Origin of the sequence: Microbacterium mcarthurae (assembly GCF_046064585.1) — a bacterium.
Classification (GTDB): domain Bacteria; phylum Actinomycetota; class Actinomycetes; order Actinomycetales; family Microbacteriaceae; genus Microbacterium; species Microbacterium mcarthurae.
Map to the genome: position 1 here is coordinate 629848 of NZ_JAROCE010000001.1, position 23428 is coordinate 653275.

20 protein-coding genes are annotated in these 23428 nt (G+C 68.4%); 3 read left to right on the plus strand and 17 right to left on the minus strand.

The features are described from left to right. Positions 1 to 286 precede the first annotated feature (286 nt). The 6 genes from P5G46_RS03120 to P5G46_RS03145 all read right to left on the minus strand — a co-directional run bounded on the left by P5G46_RS03120 (position 287) and on the right by P5G46_RS03145 (position 4721). Complete coding sequence (locus tag P5G46_RS03120) at positions 287 to 1585, minus strand: citrate synthase (RefSeq protein ID WP_375095461.1); 1299 nt, start codon at positions 1583 to 1585, stop codon at positions 287 to 289. 221 nt (positions 1586 to 1806) lie between these two features. Further along, a complete protein-coding gene (dapC, locus tag P5G46_RS03125) occupies positions 1807 to 2910 on the minus strand; it encodes a succinyldiaminopimelate transaminase (protein ID WP_375095460.1) in 1104 nt (367 codons plus the stop codon). Between the two features lie 3 nt (positions 2911 to 2913). Beyond that, a complete protein-coding gene (gene fdxA, locus P5G46_RS03130; protein ID WP_022878250.1) occupies positions 2914 to 3234 on the minus strand; it encodes a ferredoxin in 321 nt (106 codons plus the stop codon). Positions 3235 to 3285: 51 nt separating this feature from the next. Next, positions 3286 to 3678: a histidinol dehydrogenase gene (locus P5G46_RS03135; RefSeq protein WP_239273584.1), complete on the minus strand. Its 393-nt coding sequence runs from the start codon at positions 3676 to 3678 to the stop codon at positions 3286 to 3288. A gap of 21 nt (positions 3679 to 3699) precedes the next feature. Further along, the gene (locus tag P5G46_RS03140; RefSeq protein WP_375095459.1) at positions 3700 to 4014 is read right to left on the minus strand and encodes an AzlD domain-containing protein; all 315 of its coding nucleotides are present in this window, start codon (positions 4012 to 4014) and stop codon (positions 3700 to 3702) included. Next, positions 4011 to 4721 carry an AzlC family ABC transporter permease gene (locus P5G46_RS03145; RefSeq protein WP_375095458.1) on the minus strand — a complete coding sequence of 237 codons (711 nt, stop codon included), beginning with the start codon at positions 4719 to 4721 and terminating at the stop codon, positions 4011 to 4013. The genes P5G46_RS03140 and P5G46_RS03145 overlap by 4 nt, the downstream gene beginning before the upstream one ends. Positions 4722 to 4785: 64 nt before the next feature. Between P5G46_RS03145 and P5G46_RS03150 the strand changes: the two genes are divergently transcribed. After that, the gene (locus P5G46_RS03150) at positions 4786 to 5337 is read left to right on the plus strand and encodes a helix-turn-helix domain-containing protein (protein WP_375095457.1); all 552 of its coding nucleotides are present in this window, start codon (positions 4786 to 4788) and stop codon (positions 5335 to 5337) included. Between the two features lie 133 nt (positions 5338 to 5470). On the opposite strand, the gene typA is transcribed toward P5G46_RS03150, so the two are convergent. The 10 genes from typA to P5G46_RS03200 form a co-directional block, all read right to left on the minus strand. Continuing rightward, positions 5471 to 7384: a translational GTPase TypA gene (gene typA / locus P5G46_RS03155; protein WP_239273543.1), complete on the minus strand. Its 1914-nt coding sequence runs from the start codon at positions 7382 to 7384 to the stop codon at positions 5471 to 5473. Positions 7385 to 7535: 151 nt separating this feature from the next. Beyond that, positions 7536 to 9215 (minus strand): ABC transporter family substrate-binding protein, encoded by a 1680-nt coding sequence (locus P5G46_RS03160; protein ID WP_375095456.1) that lies wholly within the window; start codon positions 9213 to 9215, stop codon positions 7536 to 7538. A 13-nt stretch (positions 9216 to 9228) separates the two neighbouring features. After that, positions 9229 to 11412 (minus strand): ABC transporter ATP-binding protein, encoded by a 2184-nt coding sequence (locus P5G46_RS03165; protein WP_375095455.1) that lies wholly within the window; start codon positions 11410 to 11412, stop codon positions 9229 to 9231. Beyond that, positions 11405 to 12328 carry an ABC transporter permease gene (locus P5G46_RS03170; protein ID WP_239273512.1) on the minus strand — a complete coding sequence of 308 codons (924 nt, stop codon included), beginning with the start codon at positions 12326 to 12328 and terminating at the stop codon, positions 11405 to 11407. Before P5G46_RS03170 ends, P5G46_RS03165 begins: the two co-directional genes overlap by 8 nt. A 1-nt stretch (position 12329) precedes the next feature. Then, positions 12330 to 13310 (minus strand): ABC transporter permease, encoded by a 981-nt coding sequence (locus P5G46_RS03175; protein ID WP_408904958.1) that lies wholly within the window; start codon positions 13308 to 13310, stop codon positions 12330 to 12332. Between the two features lie 225 nt (positions 13311 to 13535). Then, positions 13536 to 14081, minus strand: a complete 546-nt coding sequence (locus tag P5G46_RS03180) for a hypothetical protein (RefSeq protein ID WP_408904959.1) — start codon at positions 14079 to 14081, stop codon at positions 13536 to 13538. Positions 14082 to 14119: 38 nt separating this feature from the next. Further along, a complete protein-coding gene (locus tag P5G46_RS03185) occupies positions 14120 to 15784 on the minus strand; it encodes an ABC transporter ATP-binding protein (protein WP_239273483.1) in 1665 nt (554 codons plus the stop codon). Next, positions 15781 to 16731: an ABC transporter permease gene (locus tag P5G46_RS03190; RefSeq protein WP_408904960.1), complete on the minus strand. Its 951-nt coding sequence runs from the start codon at positions 16729 to 16731 to the stop codon at positions 15781 to 15783. The genes P5G46_RS03185 and P5G46_RS03190 overlap by 4 nt, the downstream gene beginning before the upstream one ends. Continuing rightward, positions 16721 to 17650 carry an ABC transporter permease gene (locus P5G46_RS03195; RefSeq protein WP_239273473.1) on the minus strand — a complete coding sequence of 310 codons (930 nt, stop codon included), beginning with the start codon at positions 17648 to 17650 and terminating at the stop codon, positions 16721 to 16723. The genes P5G46_RS03190 and P5G46_RS03195 overlap by 11 nt, the downstream gene beginning before the upstream one ends. A 149-nt stretch (positions 17651 to 17799) precedes the next feature. Then, positions 17800 to 19422, minus strand: a complete 1623-nt coding sequence (locus P5G46_RS03200) for a peptide ABC transporter substrate-binding protein (protein WP_239273471.1) — start codon at positions 19420 to 19422, stop codon at positions 17800 to 17802. A 163-nt stretch (positions 19423 to 19585) separates the two neighbouring features. Here P5G46_RS03200 and P5G46_RS03205 point away from each other — a divergent pair, with 163 nt between their 5' ends. After that, a complete protein-coding gene (locus P5G46_RS03205; RefSeq protein WP_408904961.1) occupies positions 19586 to 20443 on the plus strand; it encodes a CPBP family intramembrane glutamic endopeptidase in 858 nt (285 codons plus the stop codon). 18 nt (positions 20444 to 20461) lie between these two features. Here P5G46_RS03205 and P5G46_RS03210 read toward each other — a convergent pair whose 3' ends face one another. After that, positions 20462 to 22198: an ABC transporter substrate-binding protein gene (locus P5G46_RS03210; protein ID WP_408904962.1), complete on the minus strand. Its 1737-nt coding sequence runs from the start codon at positions 22196 to 22198 to the stop codon at positions 20462 to 20464. A 249-nt stretch (positions 22199 to 22447) separates the two neighbouring features. Between P5G46_RS03210 and P5G46_RS03215 the strand changes: the two genes are divergently transcribed. After that, entirely contained in the window at positions 22448 to 23413 is a 966-nt protein-coding gene (locus tag P5G46_RS03215) for a hypothetical protein (RefSeq protein ID WP_375095453.1), read from the plus strand. Positions 23414 to 23428: the final 15 nt, after the last annotated feature.

Sequence of the window (23428 nt, forward strand, 5' to 3'; positions counted from 1 at the left end):
GGGATCGCGTTCATGCGTGTCGGCCGCCGCGGCGGCGTGGGCGCAACGCTGAACGCGGCGCTGCACACCTGACGCGTCCCGCACCGGCGCGGCGCGGCCCTGCCCCCGGCGCGGCCCGCGCCCCCGCATAAACGCTTCTCGCGCCCAGAAACGCGTGGTGCTCGCGTTTATGCGCGGGGATCGCGTTTATGCGTGCCGGCCGCCGCGGCCCCCACGGTGGCACCCCGCCGCACAGCGAAGCGCCCCGCCCTTCGACGGAGGGACGGGGCGCTTCGGGTCGGCGGGCTCAGCCGACGCCGGGGTAGTTGCGCTCCGCCGCGCCCGTGTACAGCTGCTGCGGGCGACCGATCTTCGTCTGCGGGTCGGTGATGGCCTCACGCCACTGCGCGAGCCAGCCGGGAAGGCGGCCAATCGCGAACAGCACGGTGAACATGCGGGTCGGGAAGCCCATCGCCTTGTAGATGACGCCGGTGTAGAAGTCGACGTTCGGGTAGAGGCGACGCTCCTTGAAGTAGTCGTCCTCGAGCGCGATCTGCTCGAGCTCCTTCGCGAGGTCGAGCAGCGGGTCGCTCACGCCCAGCGCCTCGAGAACCTCGTCCGCCGCGCCCTTCACGAGCTTCGCGCGCGGGTCGTAGTTCTTGTAGACGCGGTGCCCGAAGCCCATGAGCTTCACGCCGTCTTCCTTGTTCTTCACGCGCTCGACGAACCGCTCGACGCTTTCGCCCGAGTCGCGGATGCGACCGAGCATCTGCAGCACCGCCTCGTTGGCGCCGCCGTGGAGCGGGCCGGACAGGGCCTGGATGCCGGCCGAGATCGACGCGAACTGGTTGGCACCGGTGGAGCCCACCAGACGCACCGTCGAGGTGGACGCGTTCTGCTCGTGATCCGCGTGCAGCATGAGCAGCAGATCGAGGGCCTTCGTCATGACCGGGTTGACCTGGTAGATCTCGCTCAGCACACCGAAGTTGAGCTTCAGGAAGTTGTCGACGAATCCGAGCGAGTTGTCGGGGTACAGGAACGCCTGCCCGATGCTCTTCTTGTGCGCGTACGCCGCGATGACGGGGAGCTTGGCCAGCATGCGCACGGTGTTGAGCTCGACGTGCTCGGGGTTGTGCGGGTCGGACTCCGACTCGTAGTACGTCGAGAGCGCCGCCGTGGCCGCCGACAGCACCGACATCGGGTGCGCGGTCGGCGGGAGCGAGGAGAAGAAGCGCTTGAGGTCTTCGTGCAGCAGCGTGTGACGGCGGATGCGCTCATCGAATGCGGCGAGCTCGGATGCCGAGGGCAGCTCGCCGTAGATGAGGAGCCATGCCACCTCGAGATACGTGCTGTTCTTCGCCAGCTGCTCGATGGGGTAACCGCGGTAGCGCAGGATGCCCTGATCGCCGTCGATGTAGGTGATGTCCGACTTGGTCGAAGCGGTGTTGACGAAGCCGTAGTCGAGCGTCGTGTGACCGGTCTGCTTCGTCAGCGACGCGATGTCGATGCTCGGAACCCCGTCGGTGCCCCGCAGGACCGGGAATTCGGCGGTGGTGCCCCCCACCGAGAGGGTGGCCTTGTCGTGCTCGGTACCCGCGTCGCTCACCGCGCCTCCTTGCGATTTCTGGTCGCCCTGTGGATTGAACCGTGGGAGCACCCGGCACCCGCAGTCTTCTCGGCCGGTGTCCGCACGCGGCCTCCGACTCGGCACCCGGCGGAGGGTCACCCGCTCGCAGTGCCTTTACAGCCTAGTAGGGGCGAGGACGTACAGATGACATCGCCAAAGGACTTCCCCTCCGGATGGAGGGATCCTCCTGCCGCCGACGGTCAGGGCGTCAGACGCTCCGCGGCGGCCTCGATGCGCTCGTCGGTCGCGGTCAACGAGAACCGCACGTGCTGCGGGAAGTGGGTTCCGTAGAAGTGACCGGGACCCACCAGGATTCCGAGATCGGCGAGGCGCTCCACGCTCTCCCACGCGTCGCGGCCCTCCGTCGCCCAGAGGTACAGACCGCCCTCGCTGCGGTCGATGCGGAAGCCGGCGGCTTCCACGGCGGGCTTGAGGACGGCACGGCGCCGGGCGTACCGGGCACGCTGCTCCTGAACGTGAGCGTCATCACCGAGCGCGACCGTCATCGCGCGTTGCACGGGTGCCGGCGGCATGAGGCCGAGATGCTTGCGGCCGGTGAGCAGGCGCGCCACCAGCTGCGGGTCTCCGGCGAGGAAAGCCGCGCGGTAGCCGGCGAGGTTGGACTGCTTGCTCAGCGAGTAGACCGACAGCACATCCGTCAGGTCGTCGCCGACCACCGACGGATCGAGGACGCTGGGCACCCCCTCGGCGTCCCAGGGGGCGTCCCACCCGAGTTCGGCGTAACACTCATCGGACGCCAGCACCGCGCCCAGACTCCGCGCCCGGGTCACGGCATCCGTCAGCTCCGTGGTCGAGAGCACGCGGCCGTCGGGGTTCCCTGGGGAGTTGATCCAGACGAGGCGGGTGTTGTCGGGCCAGTCGGAGGGGTCATCGGATGCCACCGGTTCCGCACCCACCAGGCGAGCACCGACCTCGTACGTCGGGTAGGCCGCCCGCGGGTGGACGACGACATCGCCCGGTCCGAGGCCCAGCAGCAACGGCAGGAGCGCGACGAGCTCCTTGGAGCCCACGGTTGGGAGGACGTGCGCCGGCGTCAGGCCGGGCACTCCGCGACGGCGGGCATACCAGCCGACGATCGCCTCGCGCAGCGCGGGCGTCCCCATCGTCTGCGGGTAGGCGTGTGCATCGGTTGCCGCGGCGAGTGCGGCGGCGACGACATCAGGCGTCGGGTCGACGGGAGAGCCGATCGACAGGTCGACGATGCCCGCGGGATGACGGCGAGCACGCTCCGCGAACGGTGCGACCGCATCCCAGGGGTAGTCGGCGAGGTCCGCGACGCCCACGGGTCAGTGGCTCTGCGGCGGCAGCGCCGAGATGACCGGGTGATCCTTGGCGATGACGCCCACCTTGGCGGCACCGCCCGGGGAGCCGATGTCGTCGAAGAACTCGACGTTCGCCTTGTAGTAGTCCGACCATTCTTCGGGGAGGTCGTCTTCGTAGTAGATGGCCTCTACGGGGCAGACCGGCTCGCAAGCGCCGCAGTCGACGCATTCGTCGGGGTGGATGTAGAGCGAGCGCTCACCCTCGTAGATGCAGTCGACGGGGCATTCGTCGATGCACGCGCGGTCCTTCACATCGACACACGGGAGGGCGATCACGTAAGTCACGGGATCAGTCTACGCGTGCGCGCGACGCGGCCTCCGCTCGACACCGGTGGCCTAGGATTCCTCGGCCGCGTCGGCACGTACCGACACGTCGGGCCAGAATGCCACGACAGCGAGCAGGATCGGGCCGGCGAAGGTCCAGGCGATCGCGATCCACTCCGTGTCGGGCGTCGCGGCGGCGACGATGGCCGAGCCACCGGGACCCACCTGTGAGAAGACGAATGTCGCGGCGATGATGCCCAGTCCACCCGCGATCGCGTTGATCCGGTCCTGCGTCAGAGTGCGCAGAGCCACCAGGAGGGCGGCGCAGCCGATCACGGCGAGGATGAGGCCGACCGGGACGAAGCCCAGCCGGAAGGCGTGACCGACGGTGGCGGCCGTCCCGTAGAACGCGCCGACCAAGAACGCGACGACCCAGCTGATGGCACGCACGATCCCTGAACCCACGCGGTCAGTCTAGGCGCGGGTTCATGTGGCCCAGCCGAGCGCGCGCAGCAGCGCCGCGGTGGCTGCGGCGGCGGCGACGACCACGAGGAACGGCGCCCGCACCCACAGCAGCACGGCGGCGACGATCACCGCTGGCACGCGCGCATCGACCAGGATGGCGGTGCCCACCCCCAGTGCCTGCACCACGACGAGCGCCGAGAGCAGCGCGACCGTGAGCAGATCGGCGATACGGGCCGGGCGGGGCGCGTCGAGCCAGCTTTGCGGCAGCAGATAGCCGACCGCTTTGAGCGCGAGGCAGAGAACGGATGCCGCGAGCACGGCGGTCCACAGGGTCATGGCATCCCCTTCTCGTCGCGCGCGGTGGGTTGCGGGTCGAACCACCCCAGCGCCACCGCGACTCCCGCCGCGGCGATGACGGGGATCCCGGGCAGCACCCAGGGCGTGAGCAACGCGGCGACGACCGCGGCGCCGAGGGCGACCGCGATCGGCTGTCGACCCCGAAGGCGCGGCCACAGGAGCGCGAGGAAGGCGGCCGCCGCCGCGGCATCTAATCCCCAGGCCCGCGGGTCACCCAAGACGTCGCCGAGAAGGGCGCCGGCGAGCGTCGTGAGGTTCCACCCGATCCAGATCGCAACGCCCGTGACCCAGAAGCCGACCCGCCGCGGGTGCGGTTCGGGCTGGGCGAGCGACACGGCCACCGACTCGTCGATCGTGAAGGGGGTCGCCAGGGCCCGCCGCCAGCGGCCCGGCCCGACCACGGGCGACATCCGCATCGCGTACGCCGCGTTGCGAACACCCAGCAGACCCGCCGAGGCGATCGCGGCGGGCGCGGCCGCGACTCCCCCGGCTGCGATGACGCCGACGAACGCGAACTGCGATCCCCCGGTGAACATCAGCAGGCTCAGGACGCAGGTCTGCCAGACGTCCAGGCCGGATGCCACGGAGAGGGCGCCGAACGAGATGCCATACGCACTCGTCGCCAGCGCCACGGCGATGCCTTGACGAGCTGCGGCGCGCGAGGCTGTTCGTTCCAGTGAACGCATGATCAGAGTCTCGAACGAACGACCCTGTTCGTCAAGTCGAACGCTCGTCAGACATAATGAACGCGTGAGTGATCTCGGCAACCGCATCGCGGTGACCTTGCGCCGCGAAAGGGAGCGGCGAGACCTCAGCGCGTCCGAACTGGCGAGACGCGCGGGCGTGGCCAAGGCGACGGTGTCGCAGCTGGAGAACGGCGGCGGCAATCCCAGCGTCGAGACGCTGTGGGCCCTTGCGACCGCCCTGGACGTGCCGTTCGCAGTCCTCGTCGACGAAGGGGTACGCTCCCCCACGCTGATTCGCGCGGGCGAGGCATCCACCGCTGTCCCCGCGACGTCGGCGGACTATCTCGCCGTCCTGCTCTCGGCGAGTCCGCCGCACGCGCGCCGCGACATCTACCTCCTTCGCGCCGAGCCGGGCAGCGTACGCCGCTCGGACCCGCACCCCCACGGCACGGTGGAGCACTGCATCCTCATGACCGGTCGCGGTCGCGTCGGGCCCGCCGGCGCCCCGTTCGAGCTGCATCCGGGCGATTACCTGTCCTACCCCGGAGACGCCCCGCACGTGTTCGAGGCACTCACCCCCGGGACGAGCGCCGTGCTCGTGTCCGAGTCGCTCTGAGCGGCAGTCCCTCCCTGTTGAGTGTCCAAGACACGCGGAGCGCCGCGGCGCTCGTCCGCGTGTCTTGGACACGCAAGAGGGGAACGGCCCCGCACAGCGCGAGCTGAACGGGGCCGTTGCGGGATGCGGACGCTCAGGCGTTGGCATCCTGACGCTTGGCGCGGGAGGCGGCGCGACCGCGCTCGGTCGCGTCGAGCACGACCTTGCGGATGCGGACCTTCTCGGGCGTGACCTCGACGCATTCGTCGTCGCGGGCGAACTCCAGCGACTCCTCGAGCGTGAGGACACGGGGCGGGGTCATCGACTCGAAGGAGTCCGACGTCGACGAGCGCATGTTCGTCAGCTTCTTCTCCTTCGTGATGTTGACGTCCATGTCGTCGGCGCGCGAGTTCTCGCCGATGACCATGCCCTCGTAGACCTCTTCGGTGGGCTGCACGAAGAAGCTCATGCGCTCCTGGAGCGCGATCATCGCGAAGGGGGTGACGACACCCTGGCGGTCGGCCACGATCGAGCCGTTCTGGCGCGTCGTGATGGAACCGGCCCAGTCGTCGTACCCGTGCGAGATGGCGTTGGCGATACCGGTACCGCGCGTGATCGTGAGGAACTCGCTGCGGAAACCGATCAGGCCCCGCGACGGCACGACGAACTCCATGCGCACCCAGCCGGTGCCGTGGTTGGTCATGTTGTCCATGCGACCCTTGCGGGCGGCCATCAGCTGCGTGATCGCACCGAGGTGCTCTTCCGGGGCGTCGATCGTGAGGTGCTCGTACGGCTCCTTGAGCTTGCCGTCCTCGCCGCGCCGCGTGACGACCTGGGGCTTGCCGACGGTGAGCTCGAAGCCCTCGCGACGCATGTTCTCGACGAGGATCGCGAGCGCGAGCTCGCCACGGCCCTGGACCTCCCAGGCATCCGGTCGTCCGATGTCGACGACCTTGAGCGAGACGTTACCGATGAGCTCGCGGTCGAGGCGGTCCTTGACCATGCGGGCGGTGAGCTTGTGGCCCTTGACCTTGCCCATGAGGGGCGAGGTGTTGGTGCCGATCGTCATCGAGATCGCGGGGTCGTCGACCGTGATGGCCGGCAGCGGACGCACGTCTTCGGGGTCGGCGATGGTCTCACCGATCGTGATGTCGGGGAAACCGGCGATGGCGACGATGTCGCCGGGGCCGGCGGACTCGGCCGGGAAGCGCTCCAGCGCCTTGGTCATGAGCAGCTCGGTGACGCGCGCGTTGGAGTGCGAACCGTCGTGGCGGACCCAGGCGACGGTCTGCCCCTTCTTCAGCGTGCCGTTGAAGATGCGAAGAAGCGCCAGGCGGCCGAGGAAGGGGCTGGAGTCGAGGTTGGTGACCCACGCCTGCAGCGGCGCCTCGTCGTCGTACGACGGAGCCGGGACGTGCTCGAGGATCGCGCCGAACAGCGGCTCGAGGTCGTCGTTGTCGGGGAGCGATCCATTGTCGGGCCGGGTGAGGGATGCCGCACCCGCGCGACCGGACGCGTACACGACCGGGACGTCGAGGAGCGCATCGACGTCGAGGTCGGGCACGTCGTCGACGAGGTCGGACGCGAGGCCCAGCAGCAGGTCGTGCGCCTCTTCTTCGACCTCGGCGATGCGAGCGTCGGGGCGGTCGGTCTTGTTGACCAGCAGGATGACGGGGAGCTTGGCCTCGAGAGCCTTGCGCAGCACGAAGCGCGTCTGCGGCAGCGGACCCTCGGACGCGTCGACGAGCAGCACAACGCCGTCGACCATCGACAGGCCGCGCTCGACCTCGCCACCGAAGTCGGCGTGACCGGGGGTGTCGATGACGTTGATCGTCACCGGCACGTCGGTGTGCTCACCGTTGTAGGTGATCGCCGTGTTCTTGGCGAGGATCGTGATGCCCTTTTCGCGCTCGAGGTCGTTGGAGTCCATCGCGCGCTCCTCGACGTGCGCGTGGTCGCCGAACGAGCCGGTCTGGCGGAGCATGGCGTCGACGAGGGTCGTCTTGCCGTGGTCGACGTGCGCGACGATCGCGACGTTTCGGAGGTCAGGACGAAGGGCGTGCGCCATGGAGGGTCTCCAGGAAAATTCGGGGTGGCGCCCGGAATCGGGCTCACCCAGTCTACCGGGCGCCCGCGACACTCCCGGCAGGCGGCGTTCAGGAAGCGCGCGGGCATGCGAAAGGGGCGGGACCCCACAGGATCCCGCCCCTCCCCCAGGCTCAGCTGTTGGCGAAGCCCACGATCGTCCAGTCGATGGTCTCGAACTGGGTCGCGCCCCAGTTCACGAGGCCCTCGGACACGGCCCAGACGTTGGGCAGCGGCGCGATCGGGATGATCGGCACCGACTCCCACAGCACCGAGTCGATCTCCTTCGCGATCTCCAGACGCGCTTCGGGGTCGAGCTCGTTGTTGGCCTGCTCCCACAGGCCGGCGAGACGCTCATCCGCGATGCCGGTGAAGTTCTGCTCGGAGTCCACGGGCGTGAACAGCGAACGCGTCGACGAGATCGGGTAGGCGGTGCCCACCCACGAGAACGTCACCATCTCGAAGTCGCCGGGAATGATGTAATCGCTGAAGTAGCCGCCGACGGGGACCGAGACGAGCTCGACCGGGATACCGAATTCACCGAGGTCCGCCTGGATCTGCTCGGCACGCTGGATGTTGGTCGCGGTGTCGGCCGGAACCGTCACGGAGAACTCCAGCGCGGTGCCATCCTTGACCCAGGAGTCGCCGTCCTTGGTGTAGCCGGCGTCCTCGAGGTACTGCGCTCCGGCGTCGGGGTCGTACGGCAGGGCGCCGTCGGTGTAGCCGTCCTGGCCGGGCATGAAGATGTAGCTGCCCTGCGTGATGGCCGGAACGCCGACCGGCGAGTTCGCCGTGTTGGCGATCTGCTCGCGGTTGACGATGGATGCCACGGCCTTGCGGACGTTCTCGTCGGCGAGCGGGCCGTCCGAAGCGCGCATGGTGATGTGCGTCCAGGTGAGACCGTTCGAGGCCTGGATCTGGGCGCCCTGCACGTTCTGAGCGGTCTGGTAGAGGTCGGCGTTGGCCGAGATCTCGACGGCGTCGATCTCACCGTTGCTGAAGGACGAGCCCTGCTGGTCCTGGCTCACCGCCTGGAACACGATGGTCTCGAGCTTGGGCGTCTCGCCCCACCAGTTGGGGTTGCGCTCCAGCGTCGCGATGCCGGCCGTGGAGTCGATCGAGCGCACCTTGAACGGTCCGGCCGACGGCATCGCCTGCGTGGTGTATCCGGTGTTGAAGGCGGTCGGGTCGTTGCCGATGCTGGCCTTCAGCGGACCGCCCAGCAGCGACTGCCAGTCGGCGAAGACTGACGAGAACGTGATCTTCACGTCGAACTCGTTCTCGCCCTGCTCGACGGAGGAGACCTGGTCCCACCCGGTCGTCGAAACCGGAACGTACTCAGGGTTCGTGCCGTTGTTCGCAGCCCACGTCGCCTGGTAGTCGGCGACCGTGATCGGCGTGCCATCCTCCCAGACGGCATCCGGGTTCAGCGTGATCTCGACGACCTGCGGGTCTTCGCTGACGAGTTCCGCCGACGAAGCGTAGTTCTCATCCAGAACGGGCTCGCCGGACTCGTTGATCTTGAACGGTCCACCGAGCATCGTGGCGACGATGTCGTTGGTGTTCCGCTCGTTTCCGTCGATGTGATAGATGTTCCAGTTCACCGGCAACGAGTCGACGGCGAGGCGGAGGTTGCCGCCATCCTGCACGTCCGCGGCGGCGGCGCGCGTCCATGCGGTGGAGGGCAGGGAGTTCTGCGCCTCGGGGTCTGCCGACGGCGCGGCGGTGTTGCCCGGCGCGCAACCCGCGATCGCCAGGGCGGCGGCACTCAGCAGCGCGAGCGCGCCGAGAGCCTTCGCTTTGCGGATCTTCATGTGATCAGTCCTCTCATTGGTGATCAGGGAGGGTCCCCGACGACGTGGTGCCATCGGTCGGGGACGTGGGGGGGAATCCGGTCGACGCCGTCTCCAGGACGAGATCGGACCGTTCGGCGTAGTGACACGCCACCCGGGACCGCGCCGAGGGGCGCAGGGCCGGGTCGTCGGAGTCGCACCGGCGCCGGTCGGCGTCGGGCAGCAGGCGGTAGAGCGGGCAGCGCGTGCGGAAGCGGCATCCCGAAATCTCCTGCGTGGGGCTGGGGAGGTCGCCGTCGAGAAGGATGCGGGTGCGCGAGCGCTCGATGCGCGGATCCGGGATGGGCGCCGCCGAGATGAGCGCCTTCGTGTACGGATGCCGCGGGTCGTCGAACACCGCGTCCACCGGCCCCTGCTCGACGATTCGTCCGAGGTACATGACCGAGACGTCGTCGGCGATCTGACGGACGACCGCGAGGTCGTGCGCCACGAACAGGAACGACAGCCCGAGCCGCTCCTTCAGGTCTTCGAGCAGATTGATGACGCCCGCCTGGATCGAGACGTCGAGCGCCGAGACCGGTTCGTCCAGCACGACGACGGCCGGGTCGGTCGCGAGCGCGCGGGCGATGCCGATGCGCTGACGCTGACCGCCCGAGAACTCATGCGGATACCGGTCGGCCATCGCCGGGTCCAGCCCCACCAGCTCGAGGAGCTCGGTGACCCTGCGGTCGCGTTCGGCCCGTGAGGCGCCCTGCACGAGGAGCGGCTCGGTGATGACCTCTCCGACGGGAAGACGCGGGTCGATCGCGCCCATCGGATCTTGGAAGACGATCTGGATGTCCTTGCGGAGGGTCGCCTTGTCGCGACGTCCCACGGTCCCCACATCCGTGCCGTTGATCCGGATCGAGCCCTGCTGCGGCGCGACCATCTCCATGATCTCGAGGATCGTCGTGGTCTTGCCGCACCCGGACTCTCCCACGAGTCCCATGGTGCGTCCCGGCTGAATCGAGAACGAGACGCCGTCGACCGCGCGCACCGTGCCGATCCGGCGCGGGAACACCGCTCCCTTCAACAGCGGGAAGTGCTTGACCAGGTCGGTCACCTCGACCGCCGGCGTGACGTCCGGACGCAACGGCGGGATCTCCCCCAGTGCGACCGGGCGCGGGAAGATGTCGGGCCGGGGCAGCGCCCCCGAGGCAACCTCATCGGCACGGATGCAGGCGGACACATGATCCGGGACGACGCCGTGCGCCACGAGCTCGGGCTCGACCTCGTGGCAGGCGTCGATCGCGATCGGACACCGTGCAGCGAAGGGGCAGCCGCGCGGCAGGTCCGCGAGGGACGGTGGGCGTCCCTCGAGCGGGACGAGACGGTGCGAGCCGGCCGTCTGCATGTTCGGCACCGAGCGCAGCAGACCGACCGTGTACGGCATGTGCGGATCGTGGAAGATTTCGTCGACGGAGCCGCGCTCGACGAGCTTCCCCGCGTACATGACCGCGACCCGGTCGGCGTGGCCGGCGACGACGCCGAGGTCGTGGGTGATGAGAACGACCGCCGCGCCCGTGACCTCGCGCGCCTTCTGCAGCACTTCGAGGATCTGCGCCTGGATGGTCACGTCGAGCGCTGTCGTGGGTTCGTCGGCGATGATCACGCGGGGGTCGTTCGCGATCGCCATCGCGATCATTGCGCGCTGACGCATCCCGCCGGAGAACTCGTGCGGGTAGGCGCGCGCCCGGCGCTCGGCATCCGGGATGCCGACGAGCTTGAGCAGCTCGACCGAGCGGGCGTGCGCAGCCTGCGCCGTGAGCGCGCGGTCGTGCAGACGCAGCCCCTCGGAGATCTGGTCGCCCACCGTGTACACCGGCGTCAGGGCCGACAGCGGATCCTGGAACACCATCGCGAGCTCGGCGCCACGGATCTTCGACAGCTGGGCGTCGTTCATCGACAGCAACGAGCGTCCGTCGTACACGATGTCGCCTTCGACACGCGCGTTCGAGGGCAGGAGCCCCATGACCGCGAGCGACGACACCGACTTGCCGGACCCCGACTCTCCGACGATCCCGAGGAACTCGCCCTCGTGCACGTCGTAGGAGATGCCGCGCACGGCACGGACGGCGTTGCCCTCGCGCTGCGGGAACGTGACGCTGAGATCGCGCACCGACAGCAGGGGCGAGCGACCGGCCGAGGACGCGAGGGTGGCGGAACGGGGATCAGTCACGGTTCGCTCCGGACGTGGGGTCGATGGCGTCGCGCAACGCGTCGCCGATGAGGCTGATGGCCAGCAGCAGAACGATGAGCACGCCTGCGGGGTAGACGAACAGCCAGGGCCGGGTGACGGCGGCGGACGTGCCCGCGGCCAGCAGCGTGCCGAGCGACACGTCCGGCGGCTGCACGCCGAAGCCGAAATAGCTGAGCGACGTCTCGGCCATGATGGCCGCGACGATGCCGAGGGTCGCGTCGATGATCAGCAGCGAGGCGATGTTCGGGATGATGTGCCGCCCCAGGATCTTCCGCGTGGGCATCCCCATGTAGCGGGCCGCCCGCACGAAGTCGCGGTTGCGCAGCGAGCGCGTCTGGTTGCGCACCACCTGGGCGAGGATCATCCAGCTGAAGGCGGCGAGGAAGAACGTCAACGCCAGCCACGACAGTCCTCGCGTCAGCGGGCTCAGCAGCACGAGGATGAAGAACGACGGGATCACCAGCAGCAGGTGGATGACCCAACCGATCACGGCGTCGACCTTGCCGCCGAGGTAGCCGGCGACGGAGCCCACCGCGGCGGCGATGAGGGTCGCGCCGATACCGGCGAGAGCGCCGATGATGAGGGACTTCTGCAGCCCGACGAGGGTCTGGGCGTAGATGTCCTGACCGATGCCGTTCGTACCGAACCAGTGCAGCTGCGTGGGCCCGAGGCCGACATTGAGGAAGTCGCGCTCGCTCGGCCCGTACGGGTAGAGCAGCGGCCCGATGAAGGCCCATAGGACGATGAAGACGAGGATGCCGCCCCCGACCCAGAACCGCGGCATCTTCCGCAGACGCGCACGGACCAGCGCTCCTCGAGAGAGCGGCTTGCGATCACGGGTCACCGGGCTGACGGCATCCAGGGTGCCGTCGATGGCCTCTTCCTGCATGGTCATGTCAGCTCCTCACTCTCGGGTCGAGTGCGGCGTACAGCACCTCGGACAGGGTCGACGACAGCAGCACCAGCACGGCGACGAAAAGCGTCGAGCCCGCGACGGCGTTGATGTCCTGCTGGGTCACGGCGTTGAGCTGGAACTGGCCCATCCCGCGCCAGGAGAAGACGATCTCGAGCATCGTCGAGCCCGCGATCAGGGTGCCGAAGCTGTAGGCGAAGAACGTCGACATGGGGATGAGGGCGATCCGCACGCCGTGGCGGAAGAGCGCCTGGGTCCGCGGCAGCCCCTTCGCCCGGGCGGTGCGGATGTAGTCGGCGCCGAGCACGTCGAGCATCATGCTGCGCTGGTAGCGCGAGTACGAAGCCGCGCTGATGAGCACGAGGGCGAGCGTCGGCAGCAGCAGGTGCACGGCGCGGTCGGCCAGGACGGGCCAGAAGCCTTCGATTCCGGCCGTGTACTCGCCCGTGAAGCGAATGACCTGCGTGCCGACGGCGTTGTTGAAGCCCGTCGCGGCGATCATGAGCAGCACGCCGATGACGAAGGTCGGGGTCGCGAACACCAGGTACGACGCGTAGGTCGTGACCTGGTCGCTGGCTCGGTACTGCCGAACCGCCCCCCACACGCCGATGAGGACACCGACGACCGCGCCGATCAACGACCCGATCAGCAACAGGCGAAGGCTCGTGCCGGCGCGTGCGGCGATTTCGGCGGTCACCTGCTGGCCGCCGATGGTGGTGCCGAGGGAGAACTGCGTGAAGAGATTGACCAGCCAGTTCCACAGCCGCACGATGATCGGCACGTCCGGATTCGCACCCAGAGCGTTGAGGCTCGCGATGATCGACTCCTCCGGCGGCCGAGGATTCATGCCGTAGAAGCGGTCCTGCGGACGCAGGAGCGCGCTCCCGAGGACATAGGCCAAACACGTCGCCAAAAGGCTGAGCACGGCGTAGTTCAGAAACCGCCGCAGGACGTACAACGTCATGACGCGCGTGAACCCGTTCGGAACGCAGGGCGGTTGTGCATCATGGGGGGGGATCCTCTCGCCTTCGAGACCCCCGCCGATCAAAGCACCCGACGTGGGATCTCGATCGACCCTACGTCGCTGTTCTCGTGGGAAAGGTGCCGGGGGAACACACTTTTCACGTTCGTAACAAAGCGATGACATAGCGCTTTGTCACAGGGAACTACGGCAAGCGCATCATCGCGCTCAACGAAGTACTCCCGAGATGAACAAAGAGATAGTAACCCAGACGATCAGCACCGCCAGGGAAATGAGCGACGGAATGTCACATTTGCGCCGCACAGGCTGCCCCGCGTCGGGCGCGCCCGCCGATTCCCAGGCTTCCTGAATGAGTCGGAGATCACGGATCGCGGGCGGCTCGCGGCGGTCGCGGTCGTCGTCTCTTCGAAGACCCGGCCGTCCGGGACGACCCGCAACGGGCCCTCCATAGGCCTTGTAGACGCGGGGTTCGTCGGTACGTACCTCGAGCTGCCATCGCATGTCGATGTCCGCGACGCGCCCCCACGGGATGTCGGCGATCCTGAGGGGATTGTGGATCCGGATGCCACGCCTGTCGATGCGCACGTGCGGCGCGAACAGCAGCGCGTAGACCCCCCACATCGCCAGAAGCAGCCACGGGGCGATGAGCAGCATCTCCCCCACGCCCGCGCGCAGGGCGGCATCCGCCAGCAGGACGACCGCCAGGACGGCGCCCACCACGAGACCGAACACCGCGGAGGGGGCGCGGAACACCCGAGGGTGATCCGCGCCCCGAAAGCGCTCGTCCCGCGTCACTTGCCGCCGAGCGACAGCGTCGCGCCGGGGATCGCGTCCAGCAGGCGACGCGTGTACTCCTGCGACGGCTCCGCGAAGATCTCGTCGACGGTGCCCTGCTCGACGACCTTGCCTCGCTCCATGACGCAGACCAGGTCAGCCGCGACGCGGACGACGGCGAGGTCGTGCGTGATGAACAGGTACGTCAGCCCGAGCTCGCCTTGCAGCTCCGCGAGCAGCTGCAGGATCTGCGCCTGCACGAGGACGTCGAGCGCCGAGACGGCCTCGTCCAGCACGAGGATGTCGGGCTTGAGCGCCAGGGCGCGCGCGATCGCGACGCGCTGGCGCTGACCGCCGGACAGCTCGTTCGGGTAGCGGGATGCCACCTCCTGGGGCAGCGACACCTGGTCGAGCAGCTCGGCCACGCGCGCGCGGCGCGACGCCTTGTCGCCGACCTTGTGGATGTCCAGCGGCTCGGCGATGCAGGATCCGATGTTTCGCAGCGGGTCGAGCGAACCATAGGGGTCCTGGAACACCGGCTGCATGCGACGACGCAAGGCGAACGCCTCGCGCGACGACAGGCCACCCGAGTTGACTCCGTCGATCTCGATGGTGCCCGAGGTGGGCTCCTCGAGCTTGAGCAGCATCTTCGCGACGGTCGACTTCCCCGACCCGGACTCGCCGACCAGCGCCAGCGTCTTGCCGCGCGGGATCTCGAAGGACACGCCGTCGACGGCGCGGAACTGCTCGCTCCGGAAACCGCCCTGGCGGATCTTGTACTCCTTGACCAGCTCGGTCACCTTGACCGTGGCGGGAGCGGAGAGGTCGGACTCGTGGAGGATGCCACGGTCCTCCACCCGTGCCTGGATGCGCTTCGAGGCCAGGCTGGGCGCCGCAGCGACGAGCCGCTGCGTGTACGGGTGCTGCGGGTTCTCGAGGATCTCGCGGCTGGGCCCGGACTCCACGATCTCGCCCTGGTTCATCACGACGATGGTGTCGGCGCGTTCGGCGGCCAAGCCCAGGTCATGCGTGATGAGCAGCACCGAGGTGCCGCGCTCACGCGTCAGCGACGCCATGTGGTCGAGGATGACGCGCTGCACCGTCACATCGAGGGCGGAGGTCGGCTCGTCGGCGATCAGGAGCTTCGGGTCGGCCGCGAGGCCGATACCGATCAGGGCGCGCTGGCGCATACCGCCCGAGAACTGGTGCGGGAACTGGTGCAGGCGACGCTCCGCGTCGCTCAGCCCGGCCTGCTTCAGCACCTCGATGGCGCGCTGCTCGACCTCCTTGCGTCCGGAGGCGATGCCGTTGGCCCGGATGGCCTCCTTGACCTGGAAGCCGATGCTCCACACCGGGTTCAGGTTCGACATCGGGTCCTGGGGCACGTAGCCGATCTCGCGACCGCGGACGGCTTCCATCTGGGCGATGCTGAGGTCGGTCAGCTCGCGCCCTTCCAGAGTGATCGATCCGCCGGTGACGTGACCGGTGCCCGGAAGGAGGTTGACGATCGCCGACGCGGTCGTCGACTTCCCCGACCCGGACTCGCCCACGATCGCGAGGGTTTCGCCGGGGTGGATGTCGAGGCTGACGCCGTGCAGCACCTGACGCGACGTCTTGCCCGCGTCGAAGGCGACCTTGAGATCGCGGATGCTCAGCAGCGGTGCGCTGGAACGTTCGTTCATCGACGTGCCCTCGCCTTCGGGTCGAGGGCGTCGCGCAGCAGCTCGCCCAGGATGATGAACGCCAGGACCGTGACGGTCAGGGCGATCGACGGGTAGATGAGCGCCATCGGGGCCACGCGCAGCGAAGACTGCGCCTGTCCGATGTCCAGACCCCACGACATGACCGTGCTGCCCAGGCCGAGACCCAGGAACGACAGGGTCGCCTCGGCCGAGATCGCCGCACCCAGCGTGATCGTCGTGACGACGATGACCGGGGCGAGAGCGTTGGGGAGCGCGTGCGAGAGCAGGGTACGGAAGCGCGAAAGACCCAGTGCCCGGCTGGCGGTGATGTAGTCCGCCTGACGCACGCGCAGGATCTCGGCGCGCACCACGCGCGCGGTCGATGCCCACGCGAATCCGCCGATGGCGAAGGCCAGGACGAGCGGCGTGCGGTTCTGGGAGAAGACGCTCATGACGACGATGGCCGCGAGCACGTAGGGGATCGTGAAGAAGATGTCGCCGACGCGCGAGAGCAGCGAGTCGAGCCATCCGCCGTAAAAACCCGCGAACGAGCCCATGATGGTGCCGATGATGGTGCCGATGGCCGTGGCCAGGAAGCCGACGAGCAGCGACGTGCGCGCACCGTGCACGATGCGCGACCAGATGTCGCAGCCCTGCAGAGTGAATCCGAGCGGGTGACCATCGGTCGGCCCGGCGTTGCTGTTCGCGAGCGAGCAGCCGGCGCCGTAGGGCTCGACCTGCGTGAAGAGGGTCGGGAACAGCGCCATCAGGACGACGACGAACACGACCGCCGACGTGATCCAGAAGGTCGGACGGCGACGCATGTCGCGCCAGGCATCGGCCCACAGGCTGCGGGGCTTGTCACCGACGCGGACCGCGTCGACGGTGTCGACGACGTCGCGCACCGGGGCGACGTAGTGCGGGGTGGGGGTGCGATCACTTGGCATAGCGGATCCTCGGGTCGAGCAGACCGTAGAGCAGATCAACCACGAGGTTGATCAGCACGTAGAAGACGACGAAGACCGTCACGAAGGACACGACGGTCGGGCCCTCCTGGCGGATGGTGGCCTGGTAGAGCGTGCCGCCGACACCGGGGATCGCGAAGATGCCCTCGGTGACCGTGGCGCCCACCATCAGCACACCGAAGTTGGTCGCGCTGTTGGTGATCACGGGGATGAGCGAGTTGCGCAGCACGTGCACCGGGATGACGCGGCGACGCGGCAGCCCCTTGCTGTAGGCGGTGCGCACCCAGTCCTGGTTGAGCGTGTCGATCACCGACGCGCGCGTCAGGCGCATGCTCGTCGCATACAGGCTGAAGCCGAGGACGAGGGCAGGCAACCAAAGATCGCCCCAGCCGTTCTGGCCGCCCACCGTGGCACGGAACCAGCCGAACTGGATCGCCAAGAAGTACTGAGCGAGGAACGCGAGCACGAAGACGGGCACGGCGACGAAAACGAGCGCGATGATCAGCGAGACGTTGTCGAAGATCTTGCCCTTGCGCAGCGCCGAGACGGTGCCGATGATGATGGCCAGCACCAGCTCGATCGCGATCGCCATCACGGCCAGGCGCAGCGTGACGGGAATCGCCCGCGCGAGGATGTCATTGACGTTCTGGCCCGAGAAGCTGACGCCGAAATCGCCCTGCAGGACGCCGGTGATGTAGTAGAAGTACTGAACGATGAACGGCTCGTTCAGGTGGTATTGCTCCCGGATCTGCTCGAGCAGAGTCGGGTTCGGAGTCCGGTCGCCGAACAGGGCCAGGATCGGGTCTCCTGGCATGGCGAAGACCATGAAATAAATCAGCAGCGTCGCACCGAAAAATACCGGTATGACCTGCAGGAGTCGTCTGAGGATGTAATAGCCCACCCTCGTCTCCCTTCGGGGAATGGATGGATGCCTCGGATGTGGCACCGCACGAAAGCCGTGCACCGCCGATGAGCAGTGCACGGCCGGAACACACCACGCGAGGCGGTGACGGATACGTCACCGCCTCGCGGGTGAGTGATCAAGCGATGTTAGCTGACCTTCGTGATCTCGTGGAACAGCGGCACCGAATTCCAACCGAACTCGACGTTCTCGACGGTCTCGGCGTAGCCACCGGTCACGTTCGAGTACCACAGCGGGATCGCGGGCAGGTCCTTGAACAGCACCGTCTGGGCCTCGCCGAAGAGACGGTTCGCCTCTTCGAGGTCGGTCGAGGAGATGCCCTCGGCGAGCAGGCGGTCGAACTCGGCGCTGGAGTAGTCGCCGTCGTTCGAACCCGCGTTGGTCGCGTAGAGCGGTCCGAGGAAGTTGTACAGACCGGGGTAGTCGGCCTGCCAGCCGCTACGGAACGGCGTGGTGATCGAGTCGTTGTTCACCTGGGCACGCAGCTCGGCGAAGGTCGGGTAGGGAGCGCCCGACGCGTCGATGCCGAGGTTGGTCGCGAGCTGGTTCGAGATGGCGTCGACCCACTGGTCGTGTCCACCGTCGGCGTTGTACGCGATCTGGAACGAACCGGTCCACGGCGAGATGGCGTCGGCCTGAGCCCACAGCTCCTTGGCCTTCTCCGCGTCGAACTCGAGAACGTCGGAGCCCTCGAGGTCGTCCGACCAGCCGTCGATGACGGGCGACGTGAAGTCGGTGGCGGGGGTGCGGGTGCCCTGGAAGATCGTCGAGGTGATCTCCTCACGGTTGATCGCGTGCGAGATCGCGGCGCGGCGCAGCTGGCCCTCTTCGCCCGAGAAGTGCTCGAGGCGACCGGGGATCGTGAACGACTGGAAGACGGCGGCGGGCTGGTTGACCGCACGGTCGCCGAGGTCGGACTCGAAGCTGGCGAGAGCGGACGGCGGCACGGCGTCGAGGACGTCGAGCTCGCCACCGAGCAGAGCAGCGTAGGCGGCGTCCTGCGAGGCGTAGAACGAGATGGTCAGGCCACCGTTCTGCGCCTGACGAACGCCCTGGTAGTCCTCGTTCTTGACGAGGTCGATCTGGACGTTGTGCTGCCAGGCGCCCTCGCTGGCGAGCTTGTAGGGGCCGTTGCCGATCGGGTTCTCACCGAAGGCTTCCATGTCCTCGAATGCGGCGTCGGGCAGCGGGTAGTACGCCGAGTAGCCGAGGCGGAGCGCGAAGTCGGAGGCCGGCTTGTTCAGCTCGATGGTGAAGGTGTAGTCATCGACCTGCTGAAGACCCGTGAGCTCGCTGTCCTCGTCGTAGCTGAAGCCGACGATGTCCTCGAAGAAGTAGCTGTTGTACTGCTCGTTCGAAGCGAGAGCGCCGTAGTTCCACGCCTTGATGAAGTTGTCGGCCGTGACCTCTTCACCGTCGGTGAAGGTCTGGCCTTCCTTGATCTTGACCGTGATGTTCTGCGGGTCGTCGACCGTGATCTCTTCGGCCATGTCGTTCACCGGCGCACCGTCGGCCTCGTACGAGACGAGACCCGCGAAGATGGCGTCGAGGATCTTGCCGCCGCCGACCTCGTTCGTCGCGGTCGGGATCAGCGGGTTCTCGGGCTCCGAGCCATTCGTGGTGATGATGGCCGTGGCATCGGCCGAGCCGGTGTTGCCCGAGTCGTCGCCGCCTGCCGAGCAGCCGGCGAGCGCGAGCCCGGCGACACCCAGCAGAGCGAGACTGGTGAGGGCAAGCTTGTTGCGCTTCACAGTTCCTCCAGGGAAGGGAATGAGGCCCGTCCGGAGCGTTTACACGGGTCGTGCGGAATCGCACGGCTCCGGGGGGCAGGATAGGAACACCCTAGGCAACATGAACGACGTGCTTCCAATTGGAGGCAGAACCGTTACAAAGGATTTACTCGGGAGGCCGCGGATGTGGCAAAGTGATTCGCCGCCCGGAACTGGCGGCGCTTTTCCTGCGCCTCTCGACCGCTCCGACCGTTACGTGCGCCATCGCTTCATCTGGGAGATCGCACTCGTCCTGCTGGTGAGCGTCGGACAGTCGGCCATCTATTCGGTCGTCTCCTTCCTTCGCGCCGCGACGCGGGGACCGATCTCGCAACAGCAAGCGCAGCTCAATCCGTCGCGCAGCGCGGAGCCGTTCTGGGACGCGCTCTACCAGTTCCTCGACATCTTCTTCTCGCTCGCCCTCGTGGCTCTCGCGCTGTTTCTGTTGTGGGAACCGGGGAAGAACGCGCTCCACCGAATCGGCTTGGATTTCCGCCGTACCGGTTCGGATGTATTGCGCGGTATCGCGTTGGTTGCGCTCATCGGGGTTCCCGGCATCGGCGTGTATGCGGTCGGCCGACTCCTCGGACAGAGCATCACGGTCGTGCCCGCGCCGCTGGATTCGTCGTGGTGGGTGATCGCGCTACTGGTCCTCGCCGCGCTGCGCGCCGGCCTCACCGAGGAGGTCATCTTCCTCGGATACGTCTTCGACCGGTTACGCCGCCTCGGGTGGTCGTGGACGTGGATCATCGTCTCGACCGCTCTGCTCCGCGGCAGCTACCACCTTTATCAGGGATGGCCGTCGGCCCTCGGCAACGTGGTGATGGGCCTCGTCTTCGGGTGGTGTTACAAGCGATGGGGGCGTGTCATGCCTCTGGTCGTGGCGCACACGCTCATCGATGTCGTCGCCTTCGTCGGCTACCCGCTCGCGGCGGCGTGGTGGCCCGGTGTGTTCGCTCCCCCGACTCCCGCACCCACCCCGACGGCGACGCCCGGCACGTGACGGCCCCGATGGCCGAGGTCAGCGGGTGGGCGCGGACCAGGTCCAGAACGACGGCGGGATGCCGTCCGGCTCCGAGGTGTAGGTCACTCCCCCGACGCCCTCGGCCACGGCGATCGCGCCCGTCCGTTCCAGAAGCGGAATACCGGCGTACGAGGCGAACAGCGCCCGGTCGATCTCCTTGGCCCGCTCGAGAACGTCGACCGGATCCGTGTCGCGCGTCATCTGCTCGAAGGTCTGCTCCGCTTCGGCCGTGGTGACCCCTTCGGCCAGGCGGTCGCGCGCCGAGCGGTAAAGGCTCTCGTCTTCGCCCACCCAGGCGAGGGTGGCATCCGGGACCTCATTGGCGGCCGCGGCGCGCACCGCGATACCCGCCTCGGCGCCCATGGTGATCATCTGAGCGAAGACGGTCCGCGCGACCTCGTCGGTCGGGTCGTGCGCGACGCGCAGGACAGCCGGTCGATCCTCGAGGGCCGCGCGTGCGGCGCCGGGGTCTGCCCCCGTGCCGGGTGCGCCGTTGCCCGCGATGAGGTCGGCGTAGGTCTGGCCGGTCGCGGGCGAGGACAGGAACGACTGCAGAGGGCGCGCATCGTCTCGCTCCTCCCCCAGCGCGTCCGTGACGATCGCCTCCCGATCGAGGGACAGCGTCAGGGCCTGGCGGAGTGCGTCCGGGGTGTCCGCGGCGAATCGCAGCTGCAGCGTCTGCGCCGTCGGGCCGGTGAGCACGGACACACCGGCGTCGGCCAGGGCCTCCAGGTCGGCGGCATCCGGATCTCCGATGTTCGCAACGTCGACCTCGCCGGCCGCCACCGCCGCCACCTGCGCCGCACGGTCGGGGAAGAAGCGCAGAGTGAGACCCTCCAGACCCGGGTAGTGCCCGCCCTGGTAGTCGTCGCGGCGGACGAGGGTGATCGACGACGGCGTGGCCTCGCCGACCGACCATGGTCCCGACGCGACCGCCTTCGCCGGATCGAGCGCTCCGTCCGCGGCGGCATCGAAGCCGGTGTTCCACGCGGCGGCGGCGGCCGCCAGCACCGGGTTGGGGGCGACGGGGGCCGCCGGGTCACCCTCGGGCGTGGTGAGGATCGCCGTGATGAGGTCGCGGACGCTCACCCCCGCCTGGGCGGCGACGATGTGCACCGGCCGGTCGAGCAGCCACTGGCGGTTCCAGTCGGCGAAGGGCTCGTCGTACGTGAGGGTCAGCGTGTCGGAGGCACGGTCGAGCAGAGGGCGAGAGGTTTGCGCGTTCGGGTCCTCCGTTTCTGAGGTCTCGAAGTAGCGCGTGCCCGAGACGACGGCCCCCGTCTCGTCGTAGGTCGCGTCATCGAAGTAGTGCGACGACACGGCCCAGCCGAACAGGAGATCGTCGAGGGTGATCGGGGTTCCGTCCGACCACACACGATCGGGGAACAGTTCGTAGCTCACCGTGAGAGGGTCGCCCTCGATGCGCGTGATGCGGCCGAGCCCGTCGTTCGGTACGACCTGCAGGGTGCCGTCGAGCGAACCGAGGTGTTCGTCGATGAACGCCGATACGGCGCGGTTTGCGGGGGTGTTGCCGTGGGCCGAGGCGGAGTTGAAGCTCGTGGGCTCTCCCACCACGCCGACGGTGAGCGTCGTGGGGGCCGGAGGCTCCTCCGCCGGCGCGGGCTCCGGAGCCGTGCAGCCCGTCAGGGCGACGGCCGCGGCCGCGGCCACGGCGGCCAGCCTGGCGAAGCGGCGGCGCGTTGTCGAGGTTCGCTGGTACTGCCCGAGGTGCACAGGGGCACCCTATCCAATGCACCCTGTGGGTTCCCCTGAGTGCCGCCGCCCCTCCCGGCGTTCGGGCGCGTGGCATCCACGAGACTCCATCGCGACGACATCCGCTCCGCGCTGGGCGTCAGGGATGTCGGCCGGGTGCGGTTTCGGCGGCCTCGGACAGTGGCGGCCCCTCCTCCCCATGCGGCCGGTACCGAAGCCGGAACTGTGGAAGAGAGCGGACGCGGTAACCGGATGCCACAGCCTGGGGCCATGCTTCGGACCCTGCGCCCCTCTCCCCTGCCCTTGATCCCCGCCGCAGCACTGACCCACTCGACCCGCAGCGTGCGGCGGGGAGACGTAGAACCCGTCGCCCGCGGCGTGTACGTCGACAGCGCCGCCTGGAGGGGCCTCTCCCGGTGGGACCGTGATCTCGCGCGCATCCACGCGCATCTCCTCCGGCATCCGGATGCCGTGATCTGCCGGGAATCCGCGGCACTGCTGTGGGGGCTGCCGATCGTCGGATCTCTGGATGCCGTGCACGTGCTCTGTCCCGACACGTCCACGTCGCGACGCGTGGGGCGAGCACGGCTGCACACCAGCGTCCACGACGATCGCGTGGTCGAGGAAGTGCAGGGCATCCGGCTGACATCCATCGTCGATACGTGCGTCGACGTGGCGCGATTCCGACACCCGGCAGCGGCACTCGCGGTGGCGGATGCCGCGGTGCGCCAGGATCCACGGCTGAGTGCAGCGGTGCTCGCCGCGGTGAACGAGGAGCGCGCCTCTGGTCGCGGCCGTCGGCACGCACGGTGGGCCCTGGCACGTGCGGACGGCGACGCAGAGTCGGCATGGGAATCGGTCAGCCGTGCCGCGATCGAATGGAGCGGATTTCCCGCGCCCGAGCTGCAACGGTGGATCGGCCCTCCGGGCGACGCCGACCGTACGGACTTCTGGTGGGACCGTGCGCGGATCGCCGGAGAAGCCGACGGACATCTGACGTACGACGGCCGATGCGGCGATCCGGCCCGCACGGTGCTCGCCCGAGAGGAGCGCGATCGCCGCTTGCGGCGACGCGGCGCCCGAACGGTCGTGCACTGGTCCTGGGACGATCTGGCGCACCCGTCGGCGCTGCGCGAGATCCTTGTCGGCGTCGGTCTGGTTCCCGACACCGTCCCCGATCTCGGAGCCTTGGCATCGCTCTCGCGTCTCCTCCGGCCCGGCGGTCAGGGCCCGTGAGACGTCATTGCGCTG